The sequence below is a fragment of the Burkholderia sp. 567 genome (assembly GCF_040545115.1).
Lineage (GTDB): Bacteria > Pseudomonadota > Gammaproteobacteria > Burkholderiales > Burkholderiaceae > Burkholderia > Burkholderia ambifaria.
Window position 1 is genome coordinate 490,855 of sequence record NZ_JBEPLG010000005.1, and the last position, 25,539, is coordinate 516,393.

The following is a 25,539-nucleotide window of genomic DNA, read 5'->3' on the forward strand; positions in this document are numbered from 1 at the left end:
CTACAACGCGCCGGAATCGACAATCGCCCCACGCACTCGATCCCCGTTTATGCACGCCATTACGCGCGCTGCAGTATGTAACTTTCGTAACCATCGATCCGGCTGATCGAGCGCGCGGCATCGTCGAAACACCGCTTCCCGGCTTCGGCAAAATCGGCATTCGCCCTGCTGGCACGGGCGCGAGCGGCTGTTTCGAGCGCTGCCACTGACGCCCCGCCGGCGGAATTCGCGCATATCTGTTCGAATTTCGTTCGAGCCGCAGCCCGGTAACATGCTACCGGGCCAAACTCCCGGCTTCCGGGCGCCTTTCGGCGTTCGGCATTGTCGGCAAAACGTAAGTATTCCATGTCCATACCACGACTCTCCACCTACGCACGCCGGATCGCGCTGTTCGCGTTGCTGCAGTTCGCTGCGCTCGCGCCCGCGTCGGCGTTTCCGGGCGCCGCATCCGCGCCGAGCGCGAGCGGCGTCGGCGTCCCCGTGCCGACCATCTCGCTGAGCGATGCGGTGGCACAGCTCAAGCAGATGCAGGTGCAACAGGACCGCATCAAGCAGCAGACGTCGAACGCGACCAACAGCAAGGAGCTCGACGGGCTCGGCGAAGCGACGCAGGAACTGAGCGCCGATGTCGAGAAGCTGCAGAGCGAGCTCGCGCCGCAGCGCACGCAGATCCAGGCTCAGCTCGACGTGCTCGGCCCGCCGCCGGCGCCGGGCGCGTCGCCCGAAACACCCGCGGTCGCGCAGCAGCGGGCGACGCTGAACGCGCGCAAGACGCAGATCGAAGCAGCGCTGAAGCAGGCGGCCGACCAGAAGGCCAACCTGGCGAACCTGAACGACCAGTTCGCGAAACTGCACCGTAGCCTGCTGAGGAATCAGCTCGCGTTCCGTTCGGGCAGCATCTTCGGCGCGCAATTCTGGCTGCCGCTGTTCCATCTGTCGCCGGACGATGTCCAGCGCCTCGACGACTTCAACGACGAACTGCGCGACATGCTGCGCTCGTCGTGGACACCCGGCCAGCGCGCCATCACCACGCTCCTGCTGATCGCCGCGCTCGCGGTGTGGCTCGGCGGCCGCCGCCTCGTCGAGCGCGGGCTCGCGTGGTTCTGCCTGAACCGTCTGCCGCCCACCCGGCTGCGCCGCAGCGCACTGGCGCTGGCGACCGCATTCTCGACGCTGCTGGCGACCGCGGTCGCCGTCCAGGTGCTCTATCTCGCGCTCGCGCGCCACTACGAGCTCACGCCGTCGATGAACGATCTGTGGGACCAGTTCGCAAAGCTCGCCGTGACCTGCGCGCTGATCGCCGGCCTCGGCCGCGCGCTGCTCTGCACCAAGCATCCGTCGTGGCGGCTGCCGGCGCTCGCCGATCCCGTCGCGCTCGCGATGCGGCCGTTCCCCGGCGTGCTGGCCGCGCTGCTGTTGATGTCGGGCACGCTCGAATCGATCAACCGGATCGTCGATACCAGCCTGTCCGTCACGCTGCTCGGCCGCGGCATCGTATCGCTCGTCGTCGCGCTGACCGTCGGCGCGTCGATCCTGCGCGCGAACCGCGTACGCACCGCGCTCGCGGCATCCGGCGAGGCGCCCGAGGAGCGTTCGACGCTCGCGGGGCTGATCCACGCGGGCGTCACGCTGGCGATCGTCGTGTCGCTCGTTGCGCTGCTGATCGGCTACATCACGGTCGCACGGTTCATCACGTATGAGCTCGTGTGGTTCGAGATCGTGCTGTGCAGCGTCTACATCCTGACGCAGCTCACGCGCGACGCCAGCGAAAGCCTGTTCTCCGCGAACCTGTCGAGCGGCAAGCAGATCAAGCACCTGTTCGCGCTCGACGACCGGCATCTCGAGCAGGCGCACACCGTCGTGTCCGGGCTCGGCACGAGCCTGCTGATGCTGGTCGCGGCCATCGCGCTGGTGACGGGCGGCTTCGGCACGACGCCGAGCGACCTGCTCGACAGCGCGATCGCGATGATCGGCGGCCAGCGGCTGCAGAGCCTGAACATCATGCCCGACCGGATCCTGAACGCCGTCATTGGGTTCGCGATCGGCTTCTACCTGCTGCGCTCGGTGCGCCGCTGGCTCGACAACGAATTCATGCCGGCGCTCGGCATGGACGCGGGGATGCGCGTGTCGCTGGTCACGCTGTTCACCAACGTCGGCTACGTGCTGCTCGTGCTGATGACGCTGGGGCTGCTCGGTGTCCGGTGGAGCAACCTCGCGTGGATCGTCAGCGCACTGTCGGTCGGTATCGGTTTCGGCCTGCAGGAAATCGTGAAGAACTTCGTGTCGGGGCTGATCCTGCTGACCGAGCGGCCGGTGAAGGTCGGCGACATGGTCAGCATCGCGGGCGTCGAAGGCGACATCCGCCGCATCAACGTGCGCGCGACCGAGATCCAGCTCAGCGATCGCTCGACCGTGATCGTGCCGAACTCGCAGCTGATCTCGCAGAACGTGCGCAACGTGACGATGGGCAACAGCACGCAAGGCGTCGCGACGCTCACGCTGACGTTCCCGCTGAACACCGATCCCGTGCAGGTGCGCGACCTGCTGCTCGATGCGTATCGCGAACACCCGGCGATTCTCGACAAGCCGGCGCCGTCGGTCACGTTCAGCCAACTGGCGCCGGACGGGATCACGCTGAGCGTGACGGGCTACGTGGCGAGCCCGCGGATCGCGGCCTCGACCAAAAGCGACCTGCTGTTCGAGATCCTGAAGCAGTTGCGCGCGGCGCAGATCACGCTGTCGACGCCGCAGATGCTGGTCGTGCAGAACATGCCGGCGCTCGAGAGTGCCACGCAGCACGAGCCGGAAGCGAACCCGCGGCTGCACGCTGGTCGATCCTCGTAGCACACGCATTACCGGAAACGACAAGGGCCGGTTACCGCTTCCGCGGCAACCGGCCCTGTTCATTCGACGGTTAAGGCGTCCTGCCGGGCGCCGCGCCTCACACGTCGAACTTCACGCCCTGCGCGAGCGGCAGCTGACGGCTGTAGTTGATCGTGTTCGTCGCACGGCGCATATACGCCTTCCACGCATCCGAACCCGACTCGCGCCCGCCGCCCGTTTCCTTCTCGCCGCCGAACGCGCCGCCGATCTCCGCGCCGCTCGTGCCGATGTTCACGTTGACGATCCCGCAATCGCTGCCCGCGGCCGACATGAACTGCTCGGCCTCGCGCATGTCGTTCGTGAAGATCGCCGACGACAGGCCTTGCGGCACCGCGTTGTGCAGCTCGATTGCATCGTCGAAGTTGTCGTAGATCATCACGTACAGGATCGGCGCGAACGTTTCGCGCTCGACCACCGCCGATTGCTTCGGCATCCGCACGATCGCCGGACGCACGTAGTACGCATCCGCGTGACCGATGTCGACGCGCTCGCCGCCCTTCACTTCGCCGCCCTGCTCGCGTGCATCGGCCAGCGCCTTCTGCATCGCGTCGAACGATGCGCGGTCGACCAGCGGGCCGACTAGCGTGCCTTCCTCGAGCGGGTTGCCGACCTTCACCGACGCATAGGCCTTCTCGATGCGCGGCAGCAGTTGCTCGACCAGGCTGCGATGCACGATCAGGCGGCGCAGCGTCGTGCAGCGCTGGCCGGCCGTGCCGACCGCCGCGAACGTGACCGCGCGCACCACGAGGTCGAGATCGGCGCTCGGCGCGACGATCATCCCGTTGTTGCCGCCGAGCTCGAGGATGCCGCGCGCGAGACGCTGGCTCAGCACCTTCGCGACTTCCTGGCCCATCCGCACGCTGCCCGTCGCGCTGACGACCGGCACCTTCTTCGACGACGTCAGCACCTCGCCGACATCGCGCATGCCGAGCACCAGCTGGCTCAGGCCCTGCGGCGCGACGCCCGGATGCGTCTTCTCGAATTCGCGGATCGCCTTCTCGAGCAGCACGTGGCACGCAATCGCGGTGAGCGGCGTCTTCTCCGACGGTTTCCACACGACCGAATCGCCGCACACGAACGCGAGCGCCGCATTCCACGCCCACACCGCGACCGGGAAGTTGAACGCCGAGATCACGCCGCACACGCCGATCGGGTGCCACGTTTCCATCATCCGGTGGCCCGGGCGCTCCGACGCGATCGTCAGGCCGTACAACTGGCGCGACAGGCCGACCGCGAAATCGCAGATGTCGATCATTTCCTGCACTTCGCCGAGGCCTTCCGACGTGATCTTGCCGGCTTCGAGCGTGACGAGGCGGCCCAGCTCGGCCTTGTGCTCGCGCAGCACGTTGCCGAACACGCGCACGAACTCGCCGCGCACCGGCGCCGGCACCGTGCGCCACTTGAGGAATGCGTCGTGCGCGGCGTCGATCTTGCGCTCGGCGTCGGCGGGCGAGTCGACCGCCAGCGTCGCGAGCGTCGCGCCGTCGAGCGGCGAACGCGCGGTCAGCGCGGTGCCTTTCCACCGGGCGAGATCGATGTCGAGCGCAGCAAGAATGTCGTTGAATTGCATCACTTCCTCTTCAGGGACAGATTGATCGGTGCGGCGGCGACGCCGCCCGCGTGATTCGATTGGAGCGCGTTCGCGCGCCTTGTGCAAGCGGATGCGCGCCCCGGCCGGCCCGACGCGCCGCCCGGCGCATCGCCCGCGCGCCGTCGCCGCAACCCCGGCCGACCGGCACGCCGTCGCCTCGCGACGCACGATCCATGAGACACATTGTCGGTGGCCACAAGTCGGCCCGCTATTGATATTAACTCACGACTTCATTCCGAAAGCGCAACACCCCGGCGGGACGAATCCCCCGCTTTCCTACACCGAATGAGACTTGTCCGAGGCCCGTGACCGGGCCGCCCCGCCGCGTTGCCGGCCGCCCCGACTTGATGACTATCCGGCATTACCCTGTGCGGAAATATCGTTTGCCGCGCGTGCTCCGGCCCCACACAATCGGGTCGCGTCGAAGTGCTCCGCACCCGGCGCGACGACGGCCGCCCGACATGCGGCCGGACGACAGACGAACGCGACGCGCATCGCGCCCCGCGGTTCGCCCGAACCGGGCCGCGCGGAACCGCCGCTGTCCGGCCGGCGGCCGGCGACGGGTGGCGCTTCGCGGCCAAAAACAATTCCGGAGACAGCGCCCAGCACCGCCCATGCATTCAGATGCCCGCCCCGATTCCCCCTCCCCGTCCGGCTCGCGTCCCGCGAAACCGTCCCTCCACCGCAGCCTGCAGGCGCGCCATCTGCGGATGATCGCGATCGGCGGCTCGATCGGCACGGGCCTGTTCGTCGCGTCCGGCGCATCGATTTCGCAGGCCGGCCCCGGCGGCGCGATCGTCGCGTACATGCTGATCGGCCTGATGGTCTACTTCCTGATGACGAGCCTCGGCGAAATGGCCGCGTTCATGCCGGTGTCGGGCTCGTTCGCGACCTACGGCTCGAAGTTCGTCGACGAAGGCTTCGGCTTCGCGATCGGCTGGAACTACTGGTATAGCTGGGCCGTCACGCTCGCGGTCGAACTCGTCGCCGCTCAGCTCGTGATGCATTACTGGTTTCCGCATGTGCCGGGCGTCTGGTGGAGCGCGCTGTTTCTCACGCTGATCTTCGCGCTCAACGCGCTGTCGGTGCGCGGCTTCGGCGAAGCCGAATACTGGTTCGCGCTGATCAAGGTGCTGACGGTCGTCGCGTTCCTCGGTGTCGGCGTGATGATGATCTTCGGCATTCTGCAGGGCGGCCCGAGCGCGGGCTGGGCCAACTTCACGATCGGCGACGCGCCGTTCGCCGGCGGCCTGCCAGCATTGATGGGCGTCGCGATGATCGCGGGCTTCTCGTTCCAGGGCACCGAAATGATCGGCGTCGCGGCCGGCGAATCGGAGAACCCGCGCACGACGATCCCCCGCGCGGTGAGCCAGATCTTCTGGCGCATCCTGCTGTTCTACGTGCTCGCGATCATCGTGATCGGCGTGCTGATTCCGTACACCGACCCGAGCCTGCTGAAGAGCGACGTGACCGACATCGGCGTGAGCCCGTTCACGCTGGTGTTCCGCCACGCGGGCCTCGCGGTGGCGGCCGGCGTGATGAACGCGGTGATCCTGACGGCCGTGCTGTCGGCAGGCAACTCGGGCATGTACGCGTCGACGCGGATGCTCTACAACCTCGCGGTCGAAGGCCGCGCGCCGAGGCTGTTCGCGAAGCTGTCGCCGGGCGGCGTGCCGCGCAATGCGCTGTATGCGACCACCGCCGTCGGCGCGCTCTGCTTCCTCACGTCGCTGTACGGCGACAAGACGGTGTACCTGTGGCTGCTGAACACGTCGGGCATGGCCGGCTTCATCACGTGGCTCGGCATCGCGATCAGCCACTACCGCTTCCGCAAGGGCCTGCTGAAGCAGGGCTACCGCCTCGACCAGTTGCCGTATCGCTCGAAGTGGTTCCCGTTCGGCCCGATCTTCGCGTTCGTGCTGTGCGCGGTCGTCGCGCTGGGCCAGGACTACCAGGCGTTCATGGGCAGCAAGATCGACTGGGCGAGCGTGGCCGCGACCTATATCGGCGTGCCGTTCTTCCTTGCGATATGGCTCGGTTACGCGCTGGTGCGCAAATGCCGCCTCGTGCGCTACGAGGACATGGAGATCGCGCCGTGGATCGAGCGCAACGCGACGCCCGACACCCCGGAGAAGGTCGACGCCGGCTATCCGGCCTTCGTCGCCAGCCCGGCCAACCCGACGCCGGGCGCCTGACACCCCGGCGAGCCCGGTAACGCAGCGGCCGCCGCCCGCGCGCGACGGCCGCTGCGCTGAAAACCCCATTCGACGCGGCGCGCGCGTTCAGGCAAGATCGACGCGCGCCGCCTGTTTTTCCGCCGTTACGAGTCACCGAAACCGCATGCAGAACTTCTACGAAGCCACCGTTACCCGCCAGCCCTACCCGCAACTGACCGGCCCGATCGATACGCAGGTCTGCATCGTCGGCGGCGGCCTCGCCGGGCTGTGCACCGCGCTCGGTCTCGTCGAGCGCGGCGTGCAGGATGTCGTCGTGCTCGACGGCGAACGGGTCGGCTTCGGCGCGTCGGGCCGCAACGGCGGCTTCGTGTTCGGCGGCTACAGCCTCGACAACGCGGACCTGCTGCGCGCGCTCGGCCGCGACGAAGGCCGTCGCCTGTACCGGCTCACCGTCGATGCGGTCGAGCTGATCCGCGCGCGGATTGCCCGCTACGGCATCGACTGCGACATCGTCGACGAGGGCGTGATGCTCGCGAACTGGTTCGACGATCCGTCGCGGCTCGACAGCGTGCGCACGCTGATGAAGCAGGAATTCAACGTCGACTGGGAACCCGTCGCGACGGACGCGCTGCGCGCGCGGCTGAAGACGCAGCGCTATCACGGCGGCCTGTTCGAGCCGAACGCGTTCCACTTCCATCCGCTCAAGTACGTGCTCGGCGTCGCGGCGGCCGCGTCGCGCGGCGGCGCCCGCGTGTACGAACGCTCGGCCGCGCTCGGCATCGCGCGCGAAGGCGCCGGCTACGTCGTGCGCACGGCGCAGGGCACGGTGCGTGCGAAGGACGTCGTGTTCGCCGGCGGCGGTTATGCGCGCGGCGTGTCGCCGCGCATCGAGCGCGCGGTACTGCCGATCGCGACCTACGTGATCGCGACCGAACCGCTCGGCACGCGGCTGCCGGACGCCATCGATGCGCCGTACGCGATCTACGACACGCGTTTCGCGTTCGACTACTACCGTCCGCTGAAGGACACGCGGATTCTGTGGGGCGGCCGGATCTCGGTGCTAGACCGCGGCCCCGACGCGATCGCGCGGCTGCTGCGGCGCGACCTGCTGCGCGTGTATCCGCAGCTCGACGGCGTGAAGGTCGAATACGCGTGGGGCGGGCTGATGAGCTACGCGCGGCACAAGATGCCGCAGATCGGGCGCGACGCGGACGGCGTGTGGCACGCGATCGCGTTCGGCGGCCATGGGATGGCGCCCACCACCGTCGCCGGCGAAGCGCTCGCCGCCGCGCTGGCCGGCGAGCGGCCGGTGCCGGAAGGCTTCGCCGCGTTCGGGCTCACGCGCACGTTCGGGCTCGCGGGCCTCGCCGCCGCGCAGCTCACGTACACCGCGTACCAGGCCCGCGACGCACTCGCGTCGTGCCGCCGCTGAACCGCCGCGGCGGCGGCCGAAACCGCGCCGCCGATTAGAGCGGCGAGTCGGCAGGATGGCGATTTCCTGCATGCTAGAATGATTTTTTCATGCCGCCGCGAACGCACAACAAAGTCACATGAAAGCTGCAAGCAAGGCCGCCACGTCCGAAAGCCGCGCGCTTGCGACCGATGCGCGGCGCAAATACGATCCCGAGCAAACCAAGCGCAACATCCTCGACGTCGCCACGCAGGAGTTCTCCGCGATGGGCCTCGCCGGTGCGCGCGTCGACGCGATCGCCGAGCGTACGAACACGACGAAGCGCATGCTCTACTACTACTTCGAAAGCAAGGAAGGCCTGTACGAGGCCGTGCTGGAGAAGGTGTACGGCGACATCCGCGCGCTCGAGCAGGAACTGCACGTCGGCGACATGGAGCCGCGCGAAGGCATGCGCCGGCTCGTCGAATTCACGTTCGACTATCACGACAAGCATCGCGATTTCGTGCGCCTCGTGTCGATCGAGAACATCCACGGCGCGAAGTATCTCGAACAGCTGAAGTCGTTCAAGAACCGCAACGTCAGCATCATCAAGACGCTCGAGGAACTGCTCGAGCGCGGCGCGGCGAGCGGCGCGTTCCGCAAGGACATCGACGCGTTCGACCTGCACCTGCTGATCAGCTCGTTCTGCTTCCACCGCGTGTCGAACCGCTATACGTTCGGCGCCGCGTTCGGCCGCGATCCGTCGGCGCCGCGGCTGCGCGCGCGGCATCGCGAGACGATCGCCGACTCGGTGCTGCGCTACGTCGCCGCGTAGTTCGCACCGCGCGAATCTTCTGCGCGATTCCACCCGAAAGCAGAACGACATCACGACGCGTGCAACCGGCATGAGCCGGAAGCACGTCGCGCCTCGGGCCGAGCGTAGGCGTCATGCACCATGCGCCGCGCGTCAGTCCGTCGGCGCGGTCGACGCCAGCGCGATCCGCGCCTTCTCTTCCGGGCTCCCCGCCACGTAATACTTCTTCGCCCAGCTCGAATCCGGCGCGAGCGCGAGTTGCCGATGCGAACCGGCGCCGTGCTGTTTCGTCTCGATCGCCAGCGCCCGCGCGCGATAGTGCTCGTAGAGCCGCAGGAATTCCGCGAGATAGATCGCGGCGATCCGCGTGTCGCGAATCTCGAGCAGGTTCTCGTCGTTGTACTGCTCGGAATTGCGGCTCATGTTCGCCGAGCCCGTATAGACGATCGGGTTCGTGCCTTCGGCATCGATCACGATGAATTTGTGGTGGATCACGACCGGCGGATAGCCGGGCGCCGGTTCGCCCGGAAAGAGGCGCAGCTCCGGCTCGAAATCGTGCGGCACCGTCGCCGGTGAGAAATACGCGGCATCGATCACGTCGCGACGATCGCGCTGGCGATGGTAAAGCTCGAGATTCGCGAGCGTCGCCGCATCGAGCGTCTGGCCGTCGTGCTGCGCGGCATCGGCCTTCGTCGCGCTGCCGGCACTGATGCGGTTCACCAGGCCGAACATCATCAGGCCGCGGTCGCCGGCCGCGAAGCATGCGTCGCGCAGCGCCGCGTCGGTCGGCATGAACAGGCAGAACGACACCGAATGCTTCGCGGCCGCGATCGCGGCGACGATCGTATCGATCTCGGTGCGCTGCCCCGCCGGCTCCGGCGAAAACGCGACGCGCACCTGCGCGCTGCCCACCGTCAACGGCGCGGACCAGCCCGACGACAGCCGCGCCGTCTCCGCGATCGACGGATTCGCGGCCAGCGCATGCGCGCGCTCGTTGTACAGCGCGGCGAGCGCCGGCGAATCGAACGCGTGCAGCACGTTGGCCTGTTCCGTCAGCCCTTCGGTCGTGAAGTTCGCGGAGCCGGTCAGCACGCGCGCGGGCATCGCATTCCCCGGCGCGTCGGTCACGATGAACTTGTCGTGCATGATGTGCGTGCGGTCGCGCGGCGCCAGCGTCGCGAGGCCCTGCAGTGCGTCGACGGCCGGCTGGTTCGGCGACGGCAGCGCCGGCTTGCCCTTGCGCGCGGTCGTGTGCGCGTCGTAGACGATCGCGAGCGACGCTTCGCCGTGCCGGCGTCCGAACGCCTCGAATGCCGGCAGCGCCCACAGCGGGTCCGTCAGGTGATAGACGGCCGACACCGCGCGCGACGCGGGATCGAGCATCTCCGCGAACACCTGCTCCATGTCGTTCGCGAGCCACGTGCGCAACTTCAGCGCCTGCGCATCACTCGGCGCGGCGCCCGGCGCGAGACCCAGCGCCGCGACCTGCTTCGCGAACGCCTGCGAGCTCACCACCGCGCGGTTGAACCAGGTGCCGATCCCGTCGACGCTATGCGCGGGCAGCACGACATCGCACACGCCGGCTTCCGCATCGAGCACCTGCAGGTTCGCCGGCGTGCCGACGACGGGAAAGACGTCATAGCGGAACGACGCATCGCGATCCGGCGGATCGATGCGCGCATCCCACCACATGAATTTCTGGATCGGCGCCTGGTCGGTCGGCGCGTCGCCCTGCGTGTCGGCGGCCGGGCCGTCGAACGTCAGCCGGTTCGGCAGCCAGCTGTTCGGCGCCCGCGTCTTGCCGTCGGCCGACCAGAAGCCCGGCGTGCGCCGGATCGCGAAGCCGAGGAAATCGGGCCGCGACGCCGCGTCGGGCCAGTCGAAGGCCAGCAGGACGAGGGTGGGGGAAAGATAGCTGCGGACGCTGACGGTCATTCGTGCTCCTGGCGTTTCGGCCGAAAGAGATGAATGGGTCAGTGTTGACGGCGGTTCTTCCCGGGCGATGACCGTTCGATGAACCTTGTATGTCGGACCCGCGTCAGTCGCACACGAGCAGCTCGATGCCGCGTGCGGCCAGCGCGCGGCGCACGGCCTTGTCGGGCATGCGCTCGGTGACGAGGTAGCGCGCGGCCGCCGTGCCGTTGATCCGCACCGGCGTCACGCGGCCGAACTTCGAATGATCGGCGACGATGATCGCCGTGCCGGCCGCCGCGATCATCCGGCTGCGCACTTCGGCGGCGAGCCGCGAGTAGTCGGTGCAATCGCCGTCGGCCGTGATGCCGCCCGCGCCGACGAACGCGAAATCGACGTGGTATTGCGCGAGCTGCTGGATCGTGTCGAGCCCGAACGTCGCGTCCTCGTCGTCGGACAGCTCGCCGCCGAGCAGCGTCACGCGATTGCCGTTGCGGCGCGCGAGCACGAACGCGGTGCGCCAGTCGTTCGTGTAGATCGACAGCCGGTGCCGGTCGGCGAGCGCCAGCGCCACCGCATGCGGCGTGCTGCCCGAGTCGATCAGCACCGATGCATCGTCGGGCACGAATTCGGCCGCGCGTCGGCCGATCGTGCGCTTCGCTTCGGCGTTCGCCGCTTCGCGCTCGGACAGGCTCGGCTCGCGGCGGTCCGCCGCCAGCGCGCCGCCGTGCGTCATCACGAGCAGGCCGCGCGCCGCGAGCGCGTTCAGGTCGCGCCGCACGGTCTCGCGCGACACGTCGAGCGAGCGCACGAGTTCGGCAACCGACAGCGCGCCCGATCGTCCGAGCTCCGACAGAATGTATTGATGACGTTGTTCCGCCAGCATCGCAATGCGCCCGAGGCGACTCGTAATGGGTAAGCCAGCCATTGTATTACGGCCGTTTGACTGTCATTTGACGGCGCTGCGTCCGGCGGCGGCCGCGTTTCACGTCAGCGAAATTCTGTATTGCCGGATGCGCGCGAATCGGCACGGCAAGCGGTTGCTACACTTTGCGCTTCGCCTAACGACAGATCATCAAGGGGCTTGCGCAATGTATCGCAAAGGCAGTGTGCTCGAAATCCAGTTTTCGCCGGAACGACTCAACGACGGGGCCGGCGATCCGTACTGGATCGACCTGACGCTCGACGAAGCGCGCCGGCTGTACGAACAACTCGCCGCGCGCTTCGCGACCGACGCGCGCGCCAACCAGCCGCTCGACACGTTCTCGCTCGATTGATCTTCGTTTCTTCGCCCGCTCGATGGCACGCCTTCGTGGCGCGGCCCTTTCGCCCGGCCGGGTAATAACCGGACGGCTGGCTCGACGGATCTCTGTTCCTTTGCCCGCGCCACGGCACGCTTTCATGCGGCTGGCCCTTTCGCCCAGCCGGGTAATAACCGGACGGCTGGGTCGACCGATCTCCGTTCCTTCTCCCGCGCCACGGTGCGCCTTCATGCGGCGGGCCCTTTCTCCCAGCCGGGTAATAACCGAACGGCTGGCTCGACGGATCTCCGTTTCTTTGCCCGCGCCACGGCGCGCTTTCATGCGGCGGGCCCTTTCGCCCGGCCGGGTAATAACCGAACGGCTGGCTCGACGGCTCTCCGTTTCTTTGCCCGCGCCACGGCACGCTTTCACGGCTCGGCCCTTTCATCCGGCCGTGCGATAACCGAACGGCCGGCACGCTGGCGCGCGACGCGCCGGCGACGCATCGCGTCCGCCTCTGCGGCCGCAGCTTGCACCGAAGCAGCAGCGCGGCGCATGGCCGCCGCACGCATCCCGCACGCGCGACGCCCGAGTGCAGAATCCGACAAGACGGCGGCACCGCTTCATCCGATACTGACCGACTTCACGATTCGTCCGGCCGTATCGCGGCCCGCCACGCATGTTTACCTCGCTCGTCGCCGCGGCTTTCGTCGCGCTGTGGTCCACCGGCTTCATCGTCGCCCGGGCAATCAAGCCCTACGCCGATCCGAACCTGTTCCTGCTCGCGCGTTTCGCCGGCACGGCCGCGCTGTTCGGCGCGGTCGCCCTCGTCGCGCGCGCGCCGTGGCCGGCCCGCCGCGAATGGCCGCGCCACCTGATCGCCGGCGCGCTGCTGCAGGGCGTCTATCTCGGCGCCAGCTACTGGGCCGTCGCGCAAGGGCTGAATGCGGGCGTGATGGCGCTGCTCGGCGCGCTGCAGCCGCTCGCCACCGCCGTGCTCGCCGTGCCGCTGTTCAACGAGCGACTGCCCGCGCGCGGCTGGCTCGGGATGGCGCTCGGGCTTGCCGGCGTCGCGCTCGTGCTCGCGCCGAAGGTCGCGGGCGGCGTCGCGCCGCCGCCAGGCGCCGCGCCCGCGTGGTTCGTCGTGACCGTATCGATCCTGGCGGTCGGCTCGATCACCGCCGGCTCGCTGTACCAGAAGGGCAAGCTCGCGCAGAACGACCTGCGCACGGCCGTCGCCGTGCAGAACCTCGGCGCGGCGATCGTCGCGGCCGTCTTCGTCGTGCTGCTGCACGAAACGCGCTGGATCGGCGCGCCGGCGCTGTGGATCTCGCTCGTGTGGGGCGTCGTGTTCCTGTCCGGCGGCGCGGTCACGATGCTGATGTGGATGCTGCGGCGGGGCAACGCGGCGCGCGCGACGTCGTTGCTGTTCCTCGCGCCGCCGCTCGCCGCGCTGCAGGGCTACCTGCTGTTCGGCGAAACCCTCGCGACCGTCCAGCTCGCCGGCTTCGCGCTTGCGCTCGTGGGTGTCGTGCTCGCGCGGCGCTAACGCAGGCGGTCAGGCGACAGGAAACGCCGTCCCACCCCGCATCGAAACGAAGCATCCGCCCGCGCGCCTGGGAGCACCGCCGCGCACTCTGCACCATGACGATGCACCGCGTCTCGCCGATGCAACGCGAAGCGGCCGGATCGCATGCCCGGCGCGGCGCCGCGCCCCGATTGCGCTTATGATGGGCGCCTCGCATTTCGTTCCGGAACCACCTTCATGACATCCGCCGATTACGCCAGCCGCCAACGCGCGATCATTGCCGAACTGAACGTCGCCCCGCACTTCGACGTCGACGCCGAGATCGCCCGGCGCGTCGATTTCCTTGCGCAGTACCTTCGTTCGAGCGGCCTGCGGACCTACGTGCTCGGCATCAGCGGCGGCGTCGATTCGTCGACGGCCGGGCGGCTCGCGCAGCTGGCGGTCGAACAGTTGCGCGCCGGCGGCTACGATGCCCGCTTCATCGCGATGCGCTTGCCGAACGGCGTGCAGAACGACGAAGCCGATGCGCAGCGCGCGCTCGCGTTCGTGCGCGCGGACGAGACGTTCACGGTCGACGTGAAACCCGCCGCCGACGCGATGCTCGCGTCGCTGGTCGCGTCCGGCCACGCGTTCGAAACCCCGGCGCAGCAGGACTTCGTGCACGGCAACATCAAGGCGCGCGAGCGCATGATCGCGCAGTACGCGGTCGCCGGCGCGCGGCGCGGCATCGTGATCGGCACCGACCACGCGGCCGAATCGCTGATGGGCTTCTTCACGAAATTCGGCGATGGCGGCGCGGACGTGCTTCCGCTTGCCGGCCTGAGCAAGCGCCGCGTGCGTGCGGTCGCCCGCGCGCTCGGCGGCGACGAACTGATCGTGATGAAGGTGCCCACGGCCGACCTCGAGGAACTGCGTCCGCTGCGCCCCGACGAGCACGCATACGGCGTCACCTACGACGAGATCGACGATTTCCTCGAAGGCAAGACCGTCTCCGACACGGTGTACGAAACGGTGCTGCGCTTCTACGACGGTTCGCGCCACAAGCGCGCGCTGCCGTATACGCCGTTCGACTGGCCGACCGCGTAAGTCGACCACGTAAGTCGACCACGTAAGTCGACCACGTAAGCCAAACCGCGCCGCGCGAACCGTAACGGTCACGCGCGGCACGTGCACGACGGGCGACGCTACGCGTGCCCGCCCGTCTTCTTCGCCTGCAGCGCGCGAATCCGCAGCCGCGCACCCGTATCGCTGACCGTCGCGTCGTACATCGTCGCGAGATCGCGCTTGAGCGCGGTGCGCGAACCACCATCGAGATACACCATGTGCCCCGACGGATAGAAGCGTGCAGACAAGTTCTGCCGCACTTTCTGATCCTCGAGCGGCATCTGCTGCAGGTCGATCACGGTCTGGTAGAACGGCGTGACGAAATCGTACAAGCCGTTCGCGGACAGCACCTTCAGGTCGACGTTCAGCGCCATCACCGCCGCGAGGTCGCCCGCCGTGTAGAGGATCACGTTCCCCTTCGCGTCGATGCCCTGCTGCTCGCCGGTCGGGTCGATATGGCTGAAGTCCCAGTTCTGGAACGCCTGGTCGTTCAGGTCCGTGAACGCGGAGTTCGACGTGAACTTCAGCTGCTCGTTCAGGTAGCTGTTCCACATCGCCGTGTAGACGCCCGTCACGGCCGTCATCGTCGGATCGTTGCCGCCCGAGTTCGGATCGATCTTGCCGGCGATACCGGTCGAGATCGCCGTCACGCGGCCGTCGTACGAACCGAGCGCCAATCCCTGCGGGTGCAGCAGCGTCGTCAGGAACAGCGAATTGCCGCGCGCGTTGTAACCGTCGATGTCGAGCCCCCAGGTCTGCAGCGTCGCCGTGTCGATGCCCGTGTAATCCGCCAGCTTCTGCACGGCGGCCGGCTCGGCATGCGGCACGTTGCGCAATGCCTTCAGGTAATCGGTGCGCGCGAACTGCGCGACTTCCTCGATGAACGCGCCAAGATCGGCCGGGGCCGGCTTGACGCCGAGTTTCTTGTGATACCACGCGTCGGCCGCCGCGGTCGGCAGCGCGCCGACCGGGTTGCCGGCCTGCCGGTAGTCGAGGATCGACGACTGCAGCGTGACGCCGTTCAGGTCGACGCCGTCCTCGTGCAGCTTGTACGCGAGCACGCAGCTGCGCGCGGTGCCATACGACTCGCCGAACAGGTATTTCGGCGAATTCCAGCGATTGTTCTTCGTCAGGTAGCGCTTGATGAACTGCTTCAGCGAATCCGCATCCTGGTCGACGCCCCAGAAATTACGGTTCTTGTTCGGCGCGACGGCCGCCGAATAGCCGGTGCCGACCGGATTGATGAACACCAGGTCGCTGTGGTCGATCATGCTGTCCGGGTTGTCTTCGATCTGGTACGGCGCGGGCGGCGTGAACCCCGGCATCGACGTCTTGATGCGCTTCGGCGCGAACGAGCCGAGCAGCACGAACACCGACGACGAACCGGGCCCGCCGTTGTAGAAGAACGTGACGGGCCGCGTTTCCTCCTTCGCGCCGTCGGCGGTGAAGGCGACGTAGAAGATCTTCGCGGCCGGCTGCGAACTGCTCGGGTCGACCGTCACGAGATGGCCGACCGTCGCCGTGTACGCGATCCGCTTGCCGCCGATCAGGATCGTGTGGTGCGTGATCGCGGCCGCTTCGGTCGTGTCGGTCACCGAGTCGTCGGGGCCGTTGCCGTACGCGACCGGATCGAAGAACGGCTGGTCGCGGCCGTGGCTCAGCGCGACGGGATTGATGGTCGGCGGCACGCTATGCGAATTGTGGTCGCCGTGATGCAGCGGATACACGCCGCCGGAAGATGCGGAATCGATGCCCATCGTGCTGCTCCTGGAGGTGAAAAAAGACGCGGGCAGGAAACCCGCGTCACATGGAAACGCCTGTGCCGACGCGTCAGCGCGATGGCTTGCGCGCGAGGATCGCCGCGAGTTTCGCGCCGTCGGGGCTGCCGAGGCCCGTGCACGCGTCCCAGCCGGACGCGGCCGCATACGTGCCGTTCGAGCCTTTCGTGATGTCGCGCAGCGCGCCCGGATGCTTGTACAGCACGGGATTGATCCAGCCGGCCGATGCGCCGGCCGCCGCGTTGATCCGCGCGATCAGCGCGGCCCACAGCGGCGCGACCGCGCTCGTGCCGCCCATCACCGCGGGCGTTCCGGCGATCGACACTTCGTAGCCCGTTTGCGGCGACGCATCGCCGGCGACGTCCGGCACGCCGCGCTTCGCGAGCGGCCTGCTGCTGCCGTCGGCGAGCGCGACGTTCAGCCCCTTCTGCCAGGCCGGCACGTCGAACATCGTGCTGACGCCGCCGCCACCCGCGCCGCCCCCGGCCGCCTCGTCGTTCCACGTGACCTCGCTGCGAATGCCCTGCCCCGGCAGCGCATCGAGCTGCGTGCCGCCGCAGCCGAGCACGTACGGGCTCGACGCCGGGAAGTCGACGTGATCGGCGCCGTCCTGCAGCCCGTCGCCCGAGCCGCTGTCGCCCGACGCCGCGCACACCGTGATCCCCTGCGCGGCCGCCGCCTGCAGCACGCGGTTGAACGCATGGGCCGACTGCGCCTGCCAGATCGCTTCCGGGCCGCCCCAGCTGATCGAGATCACGGACGGCCGGTTGGTCTTGTCGGTGACCGCCGCGTTGACGGCCTGAATGAAGCCCGCGTCGCTGTTCGGCGCGAAGTAGACGGCGATCTTCGCGGCGGGCGCGATCGCCCCGGCGATCTCGATGTCGAGCGCGACTTCGCCGTCCGGGCCGTTCGCGTCGCCGGTCGGCGTGTTGCGGCCGGTGCCGACGTTCACGTCGACGACCGTCGGCGGCTTGTCGATCCCGAGCCCGCGGAAATACTGCTGGATATCGGTCGCGCGATAGCCGCCGCCGAGTTCGACGATCGCGATGCATTGCCCGGCGCCATCGCCGGCCGGAAAGCCGTACAGCGACGCGAGCTGGGGCGGCGTGAACGTGACCGAGGTGGCGCCACGCGCGGGCTTGAACGGCGGACGCAGCCGAAAGTGCGGCCGCGCCTGCGGCCGGCTGTCGAGGCCGAGGACGGCCGTGACGACGTCGCCGAGCTCGTCCGGCAGCGCGATCGGGCCCGAGCGGCCGCGGTACTGGCCGATCGAGCGATGCTCGAAACGCTCGAGCTTCACGCTGAATGCCGCCTCGAACTGCTGGATCGTGCCGGACAGCACGACGACGCTTTCCACCGGATCGACGCGATCGACCGTCAGCTGGTGACGGTGCGCGAAGTCCTCGGTCTTGCGAATGTCGTCGGGATTGGCGGAGAAACGCTGCGCGAAGGCGTCGCGCGACAGCGGTGTTGCGTCGGTGTCGCCAGCGGCGAGCTGATTGACCAATGCGTCGAGTTGCCCTTCTTCCGGCCGCCGCAACATCATCGTGACGTGGATGCGTTCCGCCGGATCGCACTGACCGAGACACTTGGACTCGGCGACGATACGGGGTTCACGGTCGGCTTGAAGATGCCTTGCCATGTTCAGACCCTCCTTGGTACCGCGTTACACAGGCGTTGCACACGCGTTGCACGGAACAGCCAGGAAATCGGACAGGGCCGGCGGCAGACGGTTCCGTCTGGTCGTCGGTTCGCGGCAGCGCGAAGTCAAAGCAAGTTTAGAACAGTCAGATGATTTGCGCGCGCCCCTGGGCATGTCGGGCACGTGCGCGAAGGCCGGCATTGCGCGCGGCGTTCGTTGCTGCACTGCACCGCGTGGCTGTCGACCCGCGCAGTGCAGTGCGATGTTGCAGATCAGTCCATCGACAGGCGCAGCGCGAAGCCGATCAGCGCCGCCGAGAAGGTCCAGCGCTGCACCGTCTGCGCGAGCGGATGCGCGCGCATCCACGCCGCGATGCGCGACGCGCCGAACACGCATGCGAGGTCGAAACACACGCCGGCCGCGACGAGCATCGCGCCAAGCTCGAACATCTGCCACACGACAGGCCCGGCCTCGGGCCGCACGAATTGCGGCAGCAATACCGAGCAGAACAGCAGCGCCTTCGGGTTCAGCAGGTTGGTCAGCAGCCCCTTGAAGAACGACTGACGCAGCTCGCCCGCGGCGGCCGCGTCGCCGTCGCCGAGCGCGAACACCGGCGAGCGGAACACCTGGATCGCGACGTACGCGAGATACAGCGCGCCGCCGTAGCGGATCGCTTCATACAGCCACGGCGCGCTGCGGATCAACGCCGCGACGCCGCAGGCGGACAGCGTCACGTGCGCGGTGCGCGACAGCGACAGGCCGGCCGCCGCCGCCATGCCCGGCCGTACGCCGCGACCGATGCTGGTCTGCAGCACGAGCGCCATGTCGGGGCCCGGCACCGCGTAGATGGCCGCCAGCGCGGCGAGATAAATCAACAGCAAATGCGTGGAAATCATGGTCTGCCCCGTCCTTCAATGACGATATGTTGCCGCTGAAGGTGGAGGGATTATTGGCCTTGTAAGGCTCGGAATTGGCGATTCGTAGCGGAATCCGCCACAATTATGGGATCATCAACACGGATTCCGCCAACATGACCGAACTCGACAAAACCGATCGCGCGATTCTTGCCGCGGTGCAGCGCGACGGCCGCCTGCCGATCGCGCGCCTCGCCGATTCCGTCGGCCTGTCCGAGACGCCGTGCGCGCGGCGCCTGAAACGTCTCGAAAACGACGGCTACATCGAGCGCTACCGCGCGCAGCTGTCGCGCCAGGCGCTCGGCTACGGCGTCGTCGCGTTCGTGCTCGTGCGGTTCGCGACGCACGACCGCAAGGTCGCCGACCGGTTCGAACGGGAAGTGCTCGCCATCGAGCGGATCCTCGCGTGCCACAACGTCGCGGGCACGGCCGACTACCTGCTGCAGGTGGTCGCGCGCGATCTCGACGACTACGGCACGTTCATCCGTGATTCGCTGCGGATGCTGCCCGGCGTGACGTCGATCGAATCCGCGCTGTCGTTGCGGGAAGTGAAGCACGACGCGGGGTTACCGGTGCCGTGATGCGACGGGCCAACGGCGGAAAGCGGCACGTTACCGCACGCGCCCCGTCACTTCGACGCCCATCGATGTGGGCGGTTGGCCGCCCGCCGCGTAACAGTTGTTCACCTGTTTGACGGCCGCGGCCCTCACACGGCGTCGGGCGCCTGGTGCGCGTGCTCGAGATCCTCGAGAAACGCCTCCACGAGCGGATTGCCGCGCCCGTCGCGCGCGACGACCATGTGGAACGTGACGTCGTAGCGCAGCTGCTCCGGATTGAGCGGCGCGAGCAGCCCCTGCGCGACGTACGGCGCTGCGAAGTGCTGCGGCAGGTAACCGAGGTGATGGCCCGACAGGATCAGCAGCGCGACGGCCTCCATGTTGTCGGCGGTCGCGGTCACGCGGTCGGGCGTCGTCGACATCTGCGCCTCCGGCAGCGGATACGAGCGCCACGCCCACTCGAATCCCGCGACGTCGGCCGGCGTCAGCGCGCCGGCCGCGTCGAACAGCGGATGGCCGCGCCCGCAATACGCGATCTGCCGCTCGATGAACAGCGGCGTGTAATGCAGCGACGGCACGCGATGCCAGAAATAGCCGACGGCAATCTGGATCTCGTCGCTCAGCAGCTTCTCCTCGAGATCGCCCGGCGCGCGCACCGAGATCGAGAAGCGCACGGCCTGGTCGCGCGCGCGGAACGCGGCGATCGCCTCGGCGATCCGCGCGTTCTGGCTGATCGGCGTATGGCCGATCAGGCCGATGTTCAGCGTGCCGACCAGCTGGCGGTCCATGTGCCGCGCCGCCATCCCGAATTCGTCGAGCGCCGCGAGCAGCTTGCGGCTCATCGCGTGGAACCGCTCGCCCTTCGGCGTGAGCCGGAAGCCGCTGCGGCCGCGCTCGCAGAGCCGGTAGCCAAGCCGTGTCTCGAGCGACGACAGCTGCGCGCTGATCGTCGACTGGCCGACGTTCAGCATCGCCTGCGCGGCCGACACGCCGCCCGCGTCCGTGACCGCGAGAAACACGCGGATCAACCGCAGATCGAGGGTCGACAGATTCCCCAGCACGCTATTCCCCTTCCATACATCGATGAAGATCGATGTTTACGTCGATATCTTCGCATTCTTCTTTGCGGTCGGACGCGTAAGACTATGCGCCAAGCCGCGTCGCATGATACGGCAACCCCACATCGGAAGAGACACCATGAACGACCACACCCATTTCCAGCCGCTCGGCGGCAATGAAATGCCGCGCTGCGGCGGCATCGCGACGATGATGCGCCTGCCGCACGTGGCGAGCGCCGCGGGCCTCGACGCATGCTTCGTCGGCGTGCCGTTCGATCTCGGCACCTCCAACCGCACCGGCGCACGCTTCGGCCCGCGCCAGATCCGCACCGAATCCGTGCTGCTGCGCCCGTACAACATGGCCACCCGTGCCGCGCCGTTCGATTCGCTGCAGATCGCCGACATCGGCGACGTCGCGATCAACCCGTACAACCTGCACGATTCCATCGCGCGCATCGAGGCTGCATACGACGCGATCCTCGAGCACGACTGCAAGCCGATCACGCTCGGCGGCGACCATACGATCGCGCTGCCGATCCTGCGCGCGATCCACCGCAAGCACGGCAAGGTTGCATTGATCCACGTCGATGCGCACGCCGACGTGAACGATACGATGATGGGCGAAAAGATCGCGCACGGCACGCCGTTCCGCCGCGCGGTCGAGGAAGGCCTGCTGCACGGCGACAAGGTCACGCAGATCGGCCTGCGCGGCACCGGCTACGCGGCGGAGGATTTCGACTGGTGCCGCGAGCAAGGTTTCCGCGTCGTCCAGGCCGAGGAATGCTGGAACAAGTCGCTCGCGCCGCTGATGGAAGAAGTGCGCGCGCGCGTCGGCGACACGCCCGTCTACATCAGCTTCGACATCGACGGCATCGATCCGGCCTACGCGCCCGGCACCGGCACGCCGGAAATCGCCGGCCTCACGGTGCCGCAGGCGCTCGAGATCATCCGCGGCGCGAAGGGGCTGAACATCGTCGGCTGCGATCTCGTCGAAGTCGCGCCGCCGTACGACCCGTTCGGCACCACGGCGCTGCTCGGCGCGAACCTCGCCTACGAGCTGCTGTGCGTGCTGCCCGGCGTCGCATACCGCGACTGACCCGGCCGCACGACCTATTCCAAATCAGAGGATTCCAGAGGAGCACAAAAACAGATGGGGACTTCCGTCAAACAACCGAAGCGGGCGGCGCTCGCGTCGTTCGTCGGCACCACGATCGAGTGGTACGACTTCTACAGCTACGCGACCGCCGCCGCCATCGTGTTCGGGCCGCTGTTCTTTCCCGGTGAAAACCGCTTCGTCAGCCTGCTCGCGTCATTCGGCTCGTTCGCGGTCGGCTTCTTCGCGCGGCCGCTCGGCGGCGTGATGTTCGGCTATCTCGGCGACCGTTTCGGCCGCAAGCGTTCGCTGCTCGCGACGCTGATGCTGATGGCCGTGTCGACGGTCGCGATCGGCCTGCTGCCGACCCATGCGCAGGCCGGCGTGATTGCGCCGATCCTGCTCGTGCTGATGCGCGTGCTGCAAGGCATCGCGGTCGGCGGCGAATGGGGCGGCGCGGTGCTGCTCGCCGGCGAGCATGCGCCCGAAGGCAAGCGCACGTTCTTCGCGTCGTTCGCGCAGCTCGGCAGCGCGAGCGGCCTGATCCTGTCGATGCTCGCGTTCGGCGCGATCAGCACGCTGTCGAAAGACGACATGATGAGCTGGGGCTGGCGCGTGCCGTTCCTCGCGAGTTCCGTGCTGCTGGTGGTCGGCTTCGTGATCCGCGCGAGCGTGTCGGAGTCGCCCGAGTTCGAGGAAGTCAGGAAGAGCGGCAACACCGCGCAAAACCCGGTGCGCGAAGCGCTCAAGTACTGGCCGCTGCTGCTGCTCGCGATCGGCGCGAACGTGTACGGGATCGCCGGCGTGTATTTCAGCAACATCTTCATGATCAGCTACGCGACGCAGTTCCTGGCGCTCGACCGGTCGATGGTGCTGCATTGCATGACCATCGTCGCCGTGCTGCAGTTCGTCGTGCAGCTCGCCGCCGCGTTCCTCGCGCAGCGCTTCGGCACGACACGCGTGCTGCTGATCACCGGCGCCTGGGCCGCGATCGTGCCGTTCGTGATGCTGCCGCTCGTACACATGGGCACGCCGCTGTCGATCACCGTCGGCGTCGGCCTCGCGACGCTCGCGGAATCGGGCTACTACTCGGTGGTCGCCGGGTTCGTCAGCGGCATCTTCATCGCACGCATCCGCTATACGGCGATCTCGATCGCGTACCAGGTGTGCGGGGCGCTCGCCGGCGGCCTGACGCCGCTCGTCGCGACGCTGATCGCGCAGAACGTCGCGCCGCAATGGTGGCCGCTCGCGATCCAGTACACGAGTGCCGCCGTGCTGTCGTCGCTGTGCGTGTGGCTGATCTCGCGCCGTGTCAGCATCGACGATGCGGGCGCGCCGCGTGAAGCGCTGCCGCGCGGCGCTCGCACCGCCTGACGCACCACCCGACGGGCGGCCTCCCGGGCCGTCCTCCCCCCTACACGATCATTCAGGGCCTGCTGCGACGCTGTCGCGGCAGGCTTGCGCGCGCCCCGACCTCGCGGCCGCGCGCCAGGAGACACCCGTCATGAACCGCCCCGACACCCTCGCGCTCGACCGCGCCGAACCGGCCGGTCTCAAGATCGAGCATCGCTCGATCGACTACATCCCCGACACCGAACGCCACGCGAAACTCGCGAGCCAGGGCCCGTTCTGGTTCCTCGGCAACTTCCATTTCTTCACGATCTCGATCGGCTTCGTCGGGCCCGGCATGGGGCTGTCGGCCGGCTGGACCACGCTCGCCGGCGCGCTCGGCATCATGTTCGGCACGCTCTTCATGGCGTTCCACGGTTCGCAGGGCCCGGAGATGGGCCTGCCGCAGATGATCCAGTCGCGCGCGCAGTTCGGTTATCGCGGCGTGATCGTCGCGCTGCTCGCGACGTTGTTCGTGTTCGTCGGCTTCAATGTCGTGAACGTGTCGCTGATTGTCGACGGCGTGCATAACGTGTTCGGAATCGACAGTGGATTCGTCGCCGTCGCGGCCGTGTCGATCGGCGCGCTGCTCGCGATCTACGGCCACGACCTGATGCACCGCGCCTTCAAGTGGGCGCTGGTCGCGACGCTGCCGCTCTATGCACTCGTCACGCTCGCGCTCGCGTTCGGCCACGCGGCGCCCGCACAGGCGGGCACCGCCGCCGCGCCGGGCTTCAGCTGGATCGCGTTCGCGACGCAGTTCGCGATCGCCGCGAGCTACAACATCTCGTATGCGCCCTACGTGTCCGATTATTCGCGCTACCTGCCGAAACACACGAGCCGCGCGAAGTTGATCGCGGTGATCTTCGCCGGCGCGTCGCTGTCGGGCGCGTGGATGATCGGGCTCGGCGCATGGCTCGCGCAGACGCTGCACGCGGCCGATGCGCTGGTCGCGATGAACGACGTCGGCACGTCGCTCGCACCCGGCCTCGGCAAGCTGATCGCGATCGTGTCGATCGCCGGCTTCCTGCCGATCATCGCGCTCAATGCGTACAGCGCGATGCTGACCGTGCTCACCGGCGTCGATTCGCTCGTGCCGATCAGGCCGACCCGGCGCGCGCGCGTCGTGTCGATCGTCGCGATCAGCGCATTTGTGCTCGGCTGCGTGTTCGCGATCCGCGGCAACGGCATCGCGCTGCTGCAGACGTTCCTCACGCTGATGCTCTACTTCCTCGTGCCGTGGACCGCGGTGAACCTCGTCGACTATTTCTTCGTGCGCCGCGGCCGCTACGCGATCGCGCACTTCTTCACGCCGCGCGGCCTGTACGGTGCATGGCAACCGCGCGGCATCCTGTCGTACCTGATCGGCTTCGCGGCGATGGTGCCGTTCTTCTACGTGTTCGACGCCGAAGCGAACCGCGAGGTGTTCGTCGGCCCGTTCGCGCGGATGCTCGGCGGCGTCGATCTCGCGTGGCTCGTCGGGTTGGTCGTCGCCGGCGGCGTCTACGGGCTGCTGTCGCGCTCGCTCGACCTCGACCACGAGCGGCGCGTGATCGCCCGAACACCCGCGCCCGACGCGCCGGCCGCCACCGCGGCGCACGGAGACGCACGATGAACGGTCCGCGCATTCGCATCGTCCAGTCGGCACTGCGCGACGGCGACGTTACCGGCAATCTCGCCAAAGCGCTCGCAATCATCGCCGCCGCGCGCGGCGCAACCGACCTCGTCGTGTTCTCCGAAACTTACGCCAGCGGCTTTCCGACGCCCGACGACGTCGCCCGGCTGGCCGAGCCGCTCGACGGGCCGTCCGTCACCGCGGTACGCGATGCCGCACGCGATGCGGCGGTCGCCGTTGCGTTCGGCTTCCCGGAACGAGACGGCTCGCGCTTCTTCAACACCGCGCTGCTGATCGATGCGAACGGCGACGTGCTGTTGCGCTACCGGAAGACGCATCTGTACGAATCCGACCTCGGCGTGTTCGAGGCCGGCGACGCGTTTCCGGTCTGCACGTGGCATGGGATGCAGGTCGGCCTGCTGATCTGCTTCGATCTCGAGTTTCCGGAAACGGCGCGCGCGCTCGCGCATGCCGGGGCCGAACTGATCGTGATACTCGACGGCATGATGAACCCGTACGGCGACGTGCATCGCCGGATGATTCCGGTGCGCGCACTGGAAAACCAGCTCTACGTCGCGATGGCGAACCGCGTCGGCGCCGGCGACCGCTACACGTTCAGCGGCACGAGTCTCGTCGCAGCCCCCGACGGCACGTGCGTCGCGGTCGCGCCCGGCGACCGGGAAGCGATCGTCGACGTCACGCTCGATCCCGCGGCGATTCGCGATGCACGCGCGGCGTTCCGCTACGTCGACCTCGCCGCGGTGCCGCTCGGCGCGGCGACGCGGCGCAATTGACGCGAACGGCCCGGCGGATGGGGAATGGCCCGCGACGATCCGGCATCGTGGCGACGGCGC

20 protein-coding genes are annotated in these 25,539 nt (G+C 68.1%); 12 read left to right on the top strand and 8 right to left on the bottom strand.

The features are described from left to right. Positions 1 to 59: 59 nt before the first annotated feature. Positions 60 to 353 (bottom strand): hypothetical protein, encoded by a 294-nt coding sequence (locus tag ABIC50_RS17955; protein WP_354165868.1) that lies wholly within the window; start codon positions 351 to 353, stop codon positions 60 to 62. Here ABIC50_RS17955 and ABIC50_RS17960 point away from each other — a divergent pair. Beyond that, a complete protein-coding gene (locus tag ABIC50_RS17960) occupies positions 346 to 2,844 on the top strand; it encodes a DUF3772 domain-containing protein (RefSeq protein WP_354165871.1) in 2,499 nt (832 codons plus the stop codon). The genes ABIC50_RS17955 and ABIC50_RS17960 overlap by 8 nt on opposite strands. 97 nt (positions 2,845 to 2,941) lie before the next feature. Here the strand turns inward: ABIC50_RS17960 and amaB are convergent, their stop codons facing one another. Then, the gene (amaB, locus tag ABIC50_RS17965) at positions 2,942 to 4,453 is read right to left on the bottom strand and encodes an L-piperidine-6-carboxylate dehydrogenase (RefSeq protein ID WP_126226063.1); all 1,512 of its coding nucleotides are present in this window, start codon (positions 4,451 to 4,453) and stop codon (positions 2,942 to 2,944) included. 635 nt (positions 4,454 to 5,088) lie between these two features. On the opposite strand from amaB, the gene ABIC50_RS17970 reads away from it, so the two are divergent. The 3 genes from ABIC50_RS17970 to ABIC50_RS17980 all read left to right on the top strand — a co-directional run bounded on the left by ABIC50_RS17970 (position 5,089) and on the right by ABIC50_RS17980 (position 8,876). After that, positions 5,089 to 6,669 carry an amino acid permease gene (locus tag ABIC50_RS17970; RefSeq protein WP_471685687.1) on the top strand — a complete coding sequence of 527 codons (1,581 nt, stop codon included), beginning with the start codon at positions 5,089 to 5,091 and terminating at the stop codon, positions 6,667 to 6,669. 145 nt (positions 6,670 to 6,814) lie between these two features. Further along, positions 6,815 to 8,083: an NAD(P)/FAD-dependent oxidoreductase gene (locus ABIC50_RS17975; RefSeq protein ID WP_011659594.1), complete on the top strand. Its 1,269-nt coding sequence runs from the start codon at positions 6,815 to 6,817 to the stop codon at positions 8,081 to 8,083. Positions 8,084 to 8,201: 118 nt separating this feature from the next. Further along, positions 8,202 to 8,876 (top strand): TetR/AcrR family transcriptional regulator, encoded by a 675-nt coding sequence (locus ABIC50_RS17980; protein WP_012366853.1) that lies wholly within the window; start codon positions 8,202 to 8,204, stop codon positions 8,874 to 8,876. A 132-nt stretch (positions 8,877 to 9,008) separates the two neighbouring features. Here the strand turns inward: ABIC50_RS17980 and ABIC50_RS17985 are convergent, their stop codons facing one another. Both ABIC50_RS17985 and ABIC50_RS17990 read right to left on the bottom strand, forming a co-directional pair. Continuing rightward, complete coding sequence (locus tag ABIC50_RS17985) at positions 9,009 to 10,790, bottom strand: phospholipase D-like domain-containing protein (RefSeq protein ID WP_354165873.1); 1,782 nt, start codon at positions 10,788 to 10,790, stop codon at positions 9,009 to 9,011. Between the two features lie 103 nt (positions 10,791 to 10,893). Continuing rightward, positions 10,894 to 11,652 (bottom strand): DeoR/GlpR family DNA-binding transcription regulator, encoded by a 759-nt coding sequence (locus ABIC50_RS17990; protein ID WP_012366855.1) that lies wholly within the window; start codon positions 11,650 to 11,652, stop codon positions 10,894 to 10,896. A 205-nt stretch (positions 11,653 to 11,857) separates the two neighbouring features. Between ABIC50_RS17990 and ABIC50_RS17995 the strand changes: the two genes are divergently transcribed. From ABIC50_RS17995 to nadE, 3 genes are all read left to right on the top strand, one after another. Then, on the top strand, positions 11,858 to 12,043 hold the full coding sequence (locus tag ABIC50_RS17995) for a hypothetical protein (RefSeq protein ID WP_006752380.1): 186 nt from the start codon (positions 11,858 to 11,860) through the stop codon (positions 12,041 to 12,043). Between the two features lie 643 nt (positions 12,044 to 12,686). Beyond that, positions 12,687 to 13,556, top strand: coding sequence for a DMT family transporter (locus ABIC50_RS18000; protein ID WP_012366856.1), 870 nt, complete (start codon positions 12,687 to 12,689; stop codon positions 13,554 to 13,556). A gap of 216 nt (positions 13,557 to 13,772) precedes the next feature. Next, positions 13,773 to 14,621 carry an NAD(+) synthase gene (gene nadE, locus ABIC50_RS18005; RefSeq protein WP_105834846.1) on the top strand — a complete coding sequence of 283 codons (849 nt, stop codon included), beginning with the start codon at positions 13,773 to 13,775 and terminating at the stop codon, positions 14,619 to 14,621. A gap of 98 nt (positions 14,622 to 14,719) precedes the next feature. Here the strand turns inward: nadE and ABIC50_RS18010 are convergent, their stop codons facing one another. The 3 genes from ABIC50_RS18010 to ABIC50_RS18020 form a co-directional block, all read right to left on the bottom strand. Next, positions 14,720 to 16,396, bottom strand: coding sequence for a S10 family peptidase (locus ABIC50_RS18010; protein ID WP_354165874.1), 1,677 nt, complete (start codon positions 16,394 to 16,396; stop codon positions 14,720 to 14,722). A gap of 73 nt (positions 16,397 to 16,469) precedes the next feature. After that, the gene (locus ABIC50_RS18015) at positions 16,470 to 18,059 is read right to left on the bottom strand and encodes a S53 family peptidase (RefSeq protein WP_354165877.1); all 1,590 of its coding nucleotides are present in this window, start codon (positions 18,057 to 18,059) and stop codon (positions 16,470 to 16,472) included. A gap of 272 nt (positions 18,060 to 18,331) precedes the next feature. Further along, positions 18,332 to 18,955, bottom strand: a complete 624-nt coding sequence (locus ABIC50_RS18020) for a LysE family translocator (protein WP_006758659.1) — start codon at positions 18,953 to 18,955, stop codon at positions 18,332 to 18,334. 134 nt (positions 18,956 to 19,089) lie between these two features. Between ABIC50_RS18020 and ABIC50_RS18025 the strand changes: the two genes are divergently transcribed. Then, positions 19,090 to 19,554, top strand: coding sequence for an Lrp/AsnC family transcriptional regulator (locus ABIC50_RS18025; protein WP_006752374.1), 465 nt, complete (start codon positions 19,090 to 19,092; stop codon positions 19,552 to 19,554). Positions 19,555 to 19,679: 125 nt separating this feature from the next. Here ABIC50_RS18025 and ABIC50_RS18030 read toward each other — a convergent pair whose 3' ends face one another. Further along, complete coding sequence (locus tag ABIC50_RS18030) at positions 19,680 to 20,591, bottom strand: LysR family transcriptional regulator (RefSeq protein WP_126226071.1); 912 nt, start codon at positions 20,589 to 20,591, stop codon at positions 19,680 to 19,682. A 136-nt stretch (positions 20,592 to 20,727) separates the two neighbouring features. Between ABIC50_RS18030 and speB the strand changes: the two genes are divergently transcribed. The 4 genes from speB (at position 20,728) to ABIC50_RS18050 (ending at position 25,479) form a co-directional block, all read left to right on the top strand. After that, positions 20,728 to 21,684: an agmatinase gene (gene speB, locus ABIC50_RS18035; RefSeq protein ID WP_006752372.1), complete on the top strand. Its 957-nt coding sequence runs from the start codon at positions 20,728 to 20,730 to the stop codon at positions 21,682 to 21,684. Positions 21,685 to 21,738: 54 nt separating this feature from the next. After that, a complete protein-coding gene (locus ABIC50_RS18040) occupies positions 21,739 to 23,055 on the top strand; it encodes an MFS transporter (RefSeq protein ID WP_175745994.1) in 1,317 nt (438 codons plus the stop codon). Positions 23,056 to 23,185: 130 nt separating this feature from the next. After that, complete coding sequence (locus ABIC50_RS18045; protein WP_354165878.1) at positions 23,186 to 24,685, top strand: purine-cytosine permease family protein; 1,500 nt, start codon at positions 23,186 to 23,188, stop codon at positions 24,683 to 24,685. Further along, on the top strand, positions 24,682 to 25,479 hold the full coding sequence (locus ABIC50_RS18050; protein WP_229081345.1) for a carbon-nitrogen hydrolase family protein: 798 nt from the start codon (positions 24,682 to 24,684) through the stop codon (positions 25,477 to 25,479). The genes ABIC50_RS18045 and ABIC50_RS18050 overlap by 4 nt, the downstream gene beginning before the upstream one ends. Positions 25,480 to 25,539: the final 60 nt, after the last annotated feature.

Bases quoted from the DNA above. Each gene is read 5' to 3' on its own strand.
- ABIC50_RS17960 (WP_354165871.1), top strand. From the start codon at position 346: ATGTCCATACCACGACTCTCCACCTACGCACGCCGGATCGCGCTGTTC.
- ABIC50_RS17985 (WP_354165873.1), bottom strand. From the start codon at position 10,790: ATGACCGTCAGCGTCCGCAGCTATCTTTCCCCCACCCTCGTCCTGCTG.
- amaB (WP_126226063.1), bottom strand. From the start codon at position 4,453: ATGCAATTCAACGACATTCTTGCTGCGCTCGACATCGATCTCGCCCGG.
- ABIC50_RS18040 (WP_175745994.1), top strand. From the start codon at position 21,739: ATGGGGACTTCCGTCAAACAACCGAAGCGGGCGGCGCTCGCGTCGTTC.
- ABIC50_RS17995 (WP_006752380.1), top strand. From the start codon at position 11,858: ATGTATCGCAAAGGCAGTGTGCTCGAAATCCAGTTTTCGCCGGAACGA.
- ABIC50_RS17980 (WP_012366853.1), top strand. From the start codon at position 8,202: ATGAAAGCTGCAAGCAAGGCCGCCACGTCCGAAAGCCGCGCGCTTGCG.
- ABIC50_RS18045 (WP_354165878.1), top strand. From the start codon at position 23,186: ATGAACCGCCCCGACACCCTCGCGCTCGACCGCGCCGAACCGGCCGGT.
- ABIC50_RS18020 (WP_006758659.1), bottom strand. From the start codon at position 18,955: ATGATTTCCACGCATTTGCTGTTGATTTATCTCGCCGCGCTGGCGGCC.
- ABIC50_RS17990 (WP_012366855.1), bottom strand. From the start codon at position 11,652: ATGCTGGCGGAACAACGTCATCAATACATTCTGTCGGAGCTCGGACGA.
- nadE (WP_105834846.1), top strand. From the start codon at position 13,773: ATGACATCCGCCGATTACGCCAGCCGCCAACGCGCGATCATTGCCGAA.
- ABIC50_RS17975 (WP_011659594.1), top strand. From the start codon at position 6,815: ATGCAGAACTTCTACGAAGCCACCGTTACCCGCCAGCCCTACCCGCAA.
- ABIC50_RS18000 (WP_012366856.1), top strand. From the start codon at position 12,687: ATGTTTACCTCGCTCGTCGCCGCGGCTTTCGTCGCGCTGTGGTCCACC.
- ABIC50_RS18025 (WP_006752374.1), top strand. From the start codon at position 19,090: ATGACCGAACTCGACAAAACCGATCGCGCGATTCTTGCCGCGGTGCAG.
- ABIC50_RS18010 (WP_354165874.1), bottom strand. From the start codon at position 16,396: ATGGGCATCGATTCCGCATCTTCCGGCGGCGTGTATCCGCTGCATCAC.
- ABIC50_RS18050 (WP_229081345.1), top strand. From the start codon at position 24,682: ATGAACGGTCCGCGCATTCGCATCGTCCAGTCGGCACTGCGCGACGGC.
- ABIC50_RS18015 (WP_354165877.1), bottom strand. From the start codon at position 18,059: ATGGCAAGGCATCTTCAAGCCGACCGTGAACCCCGTATCGTCGCCGAG.
- ABIC50_RS17970 (WP_471685687.1), top strand. From the start codon at position 5,089: ATGCATTCAGATGCCCGCCCCGATTCCCCCTCCCCGTCCGGCTCGCGT.
- speB (WP_006752372.1), top strand. From the start codon at position 20,728: ATGAACGACCACACCCATTTCCAGCCGCTCGGCGGCAATGAAATGCCG.
- ABIC50_RS17955 (WP_354165868.1), bottom strand. From the start codon at position 353: ATGGACATGGAATACTTACGTTTTGCCGACAATGCCGAACGCCGAAAG.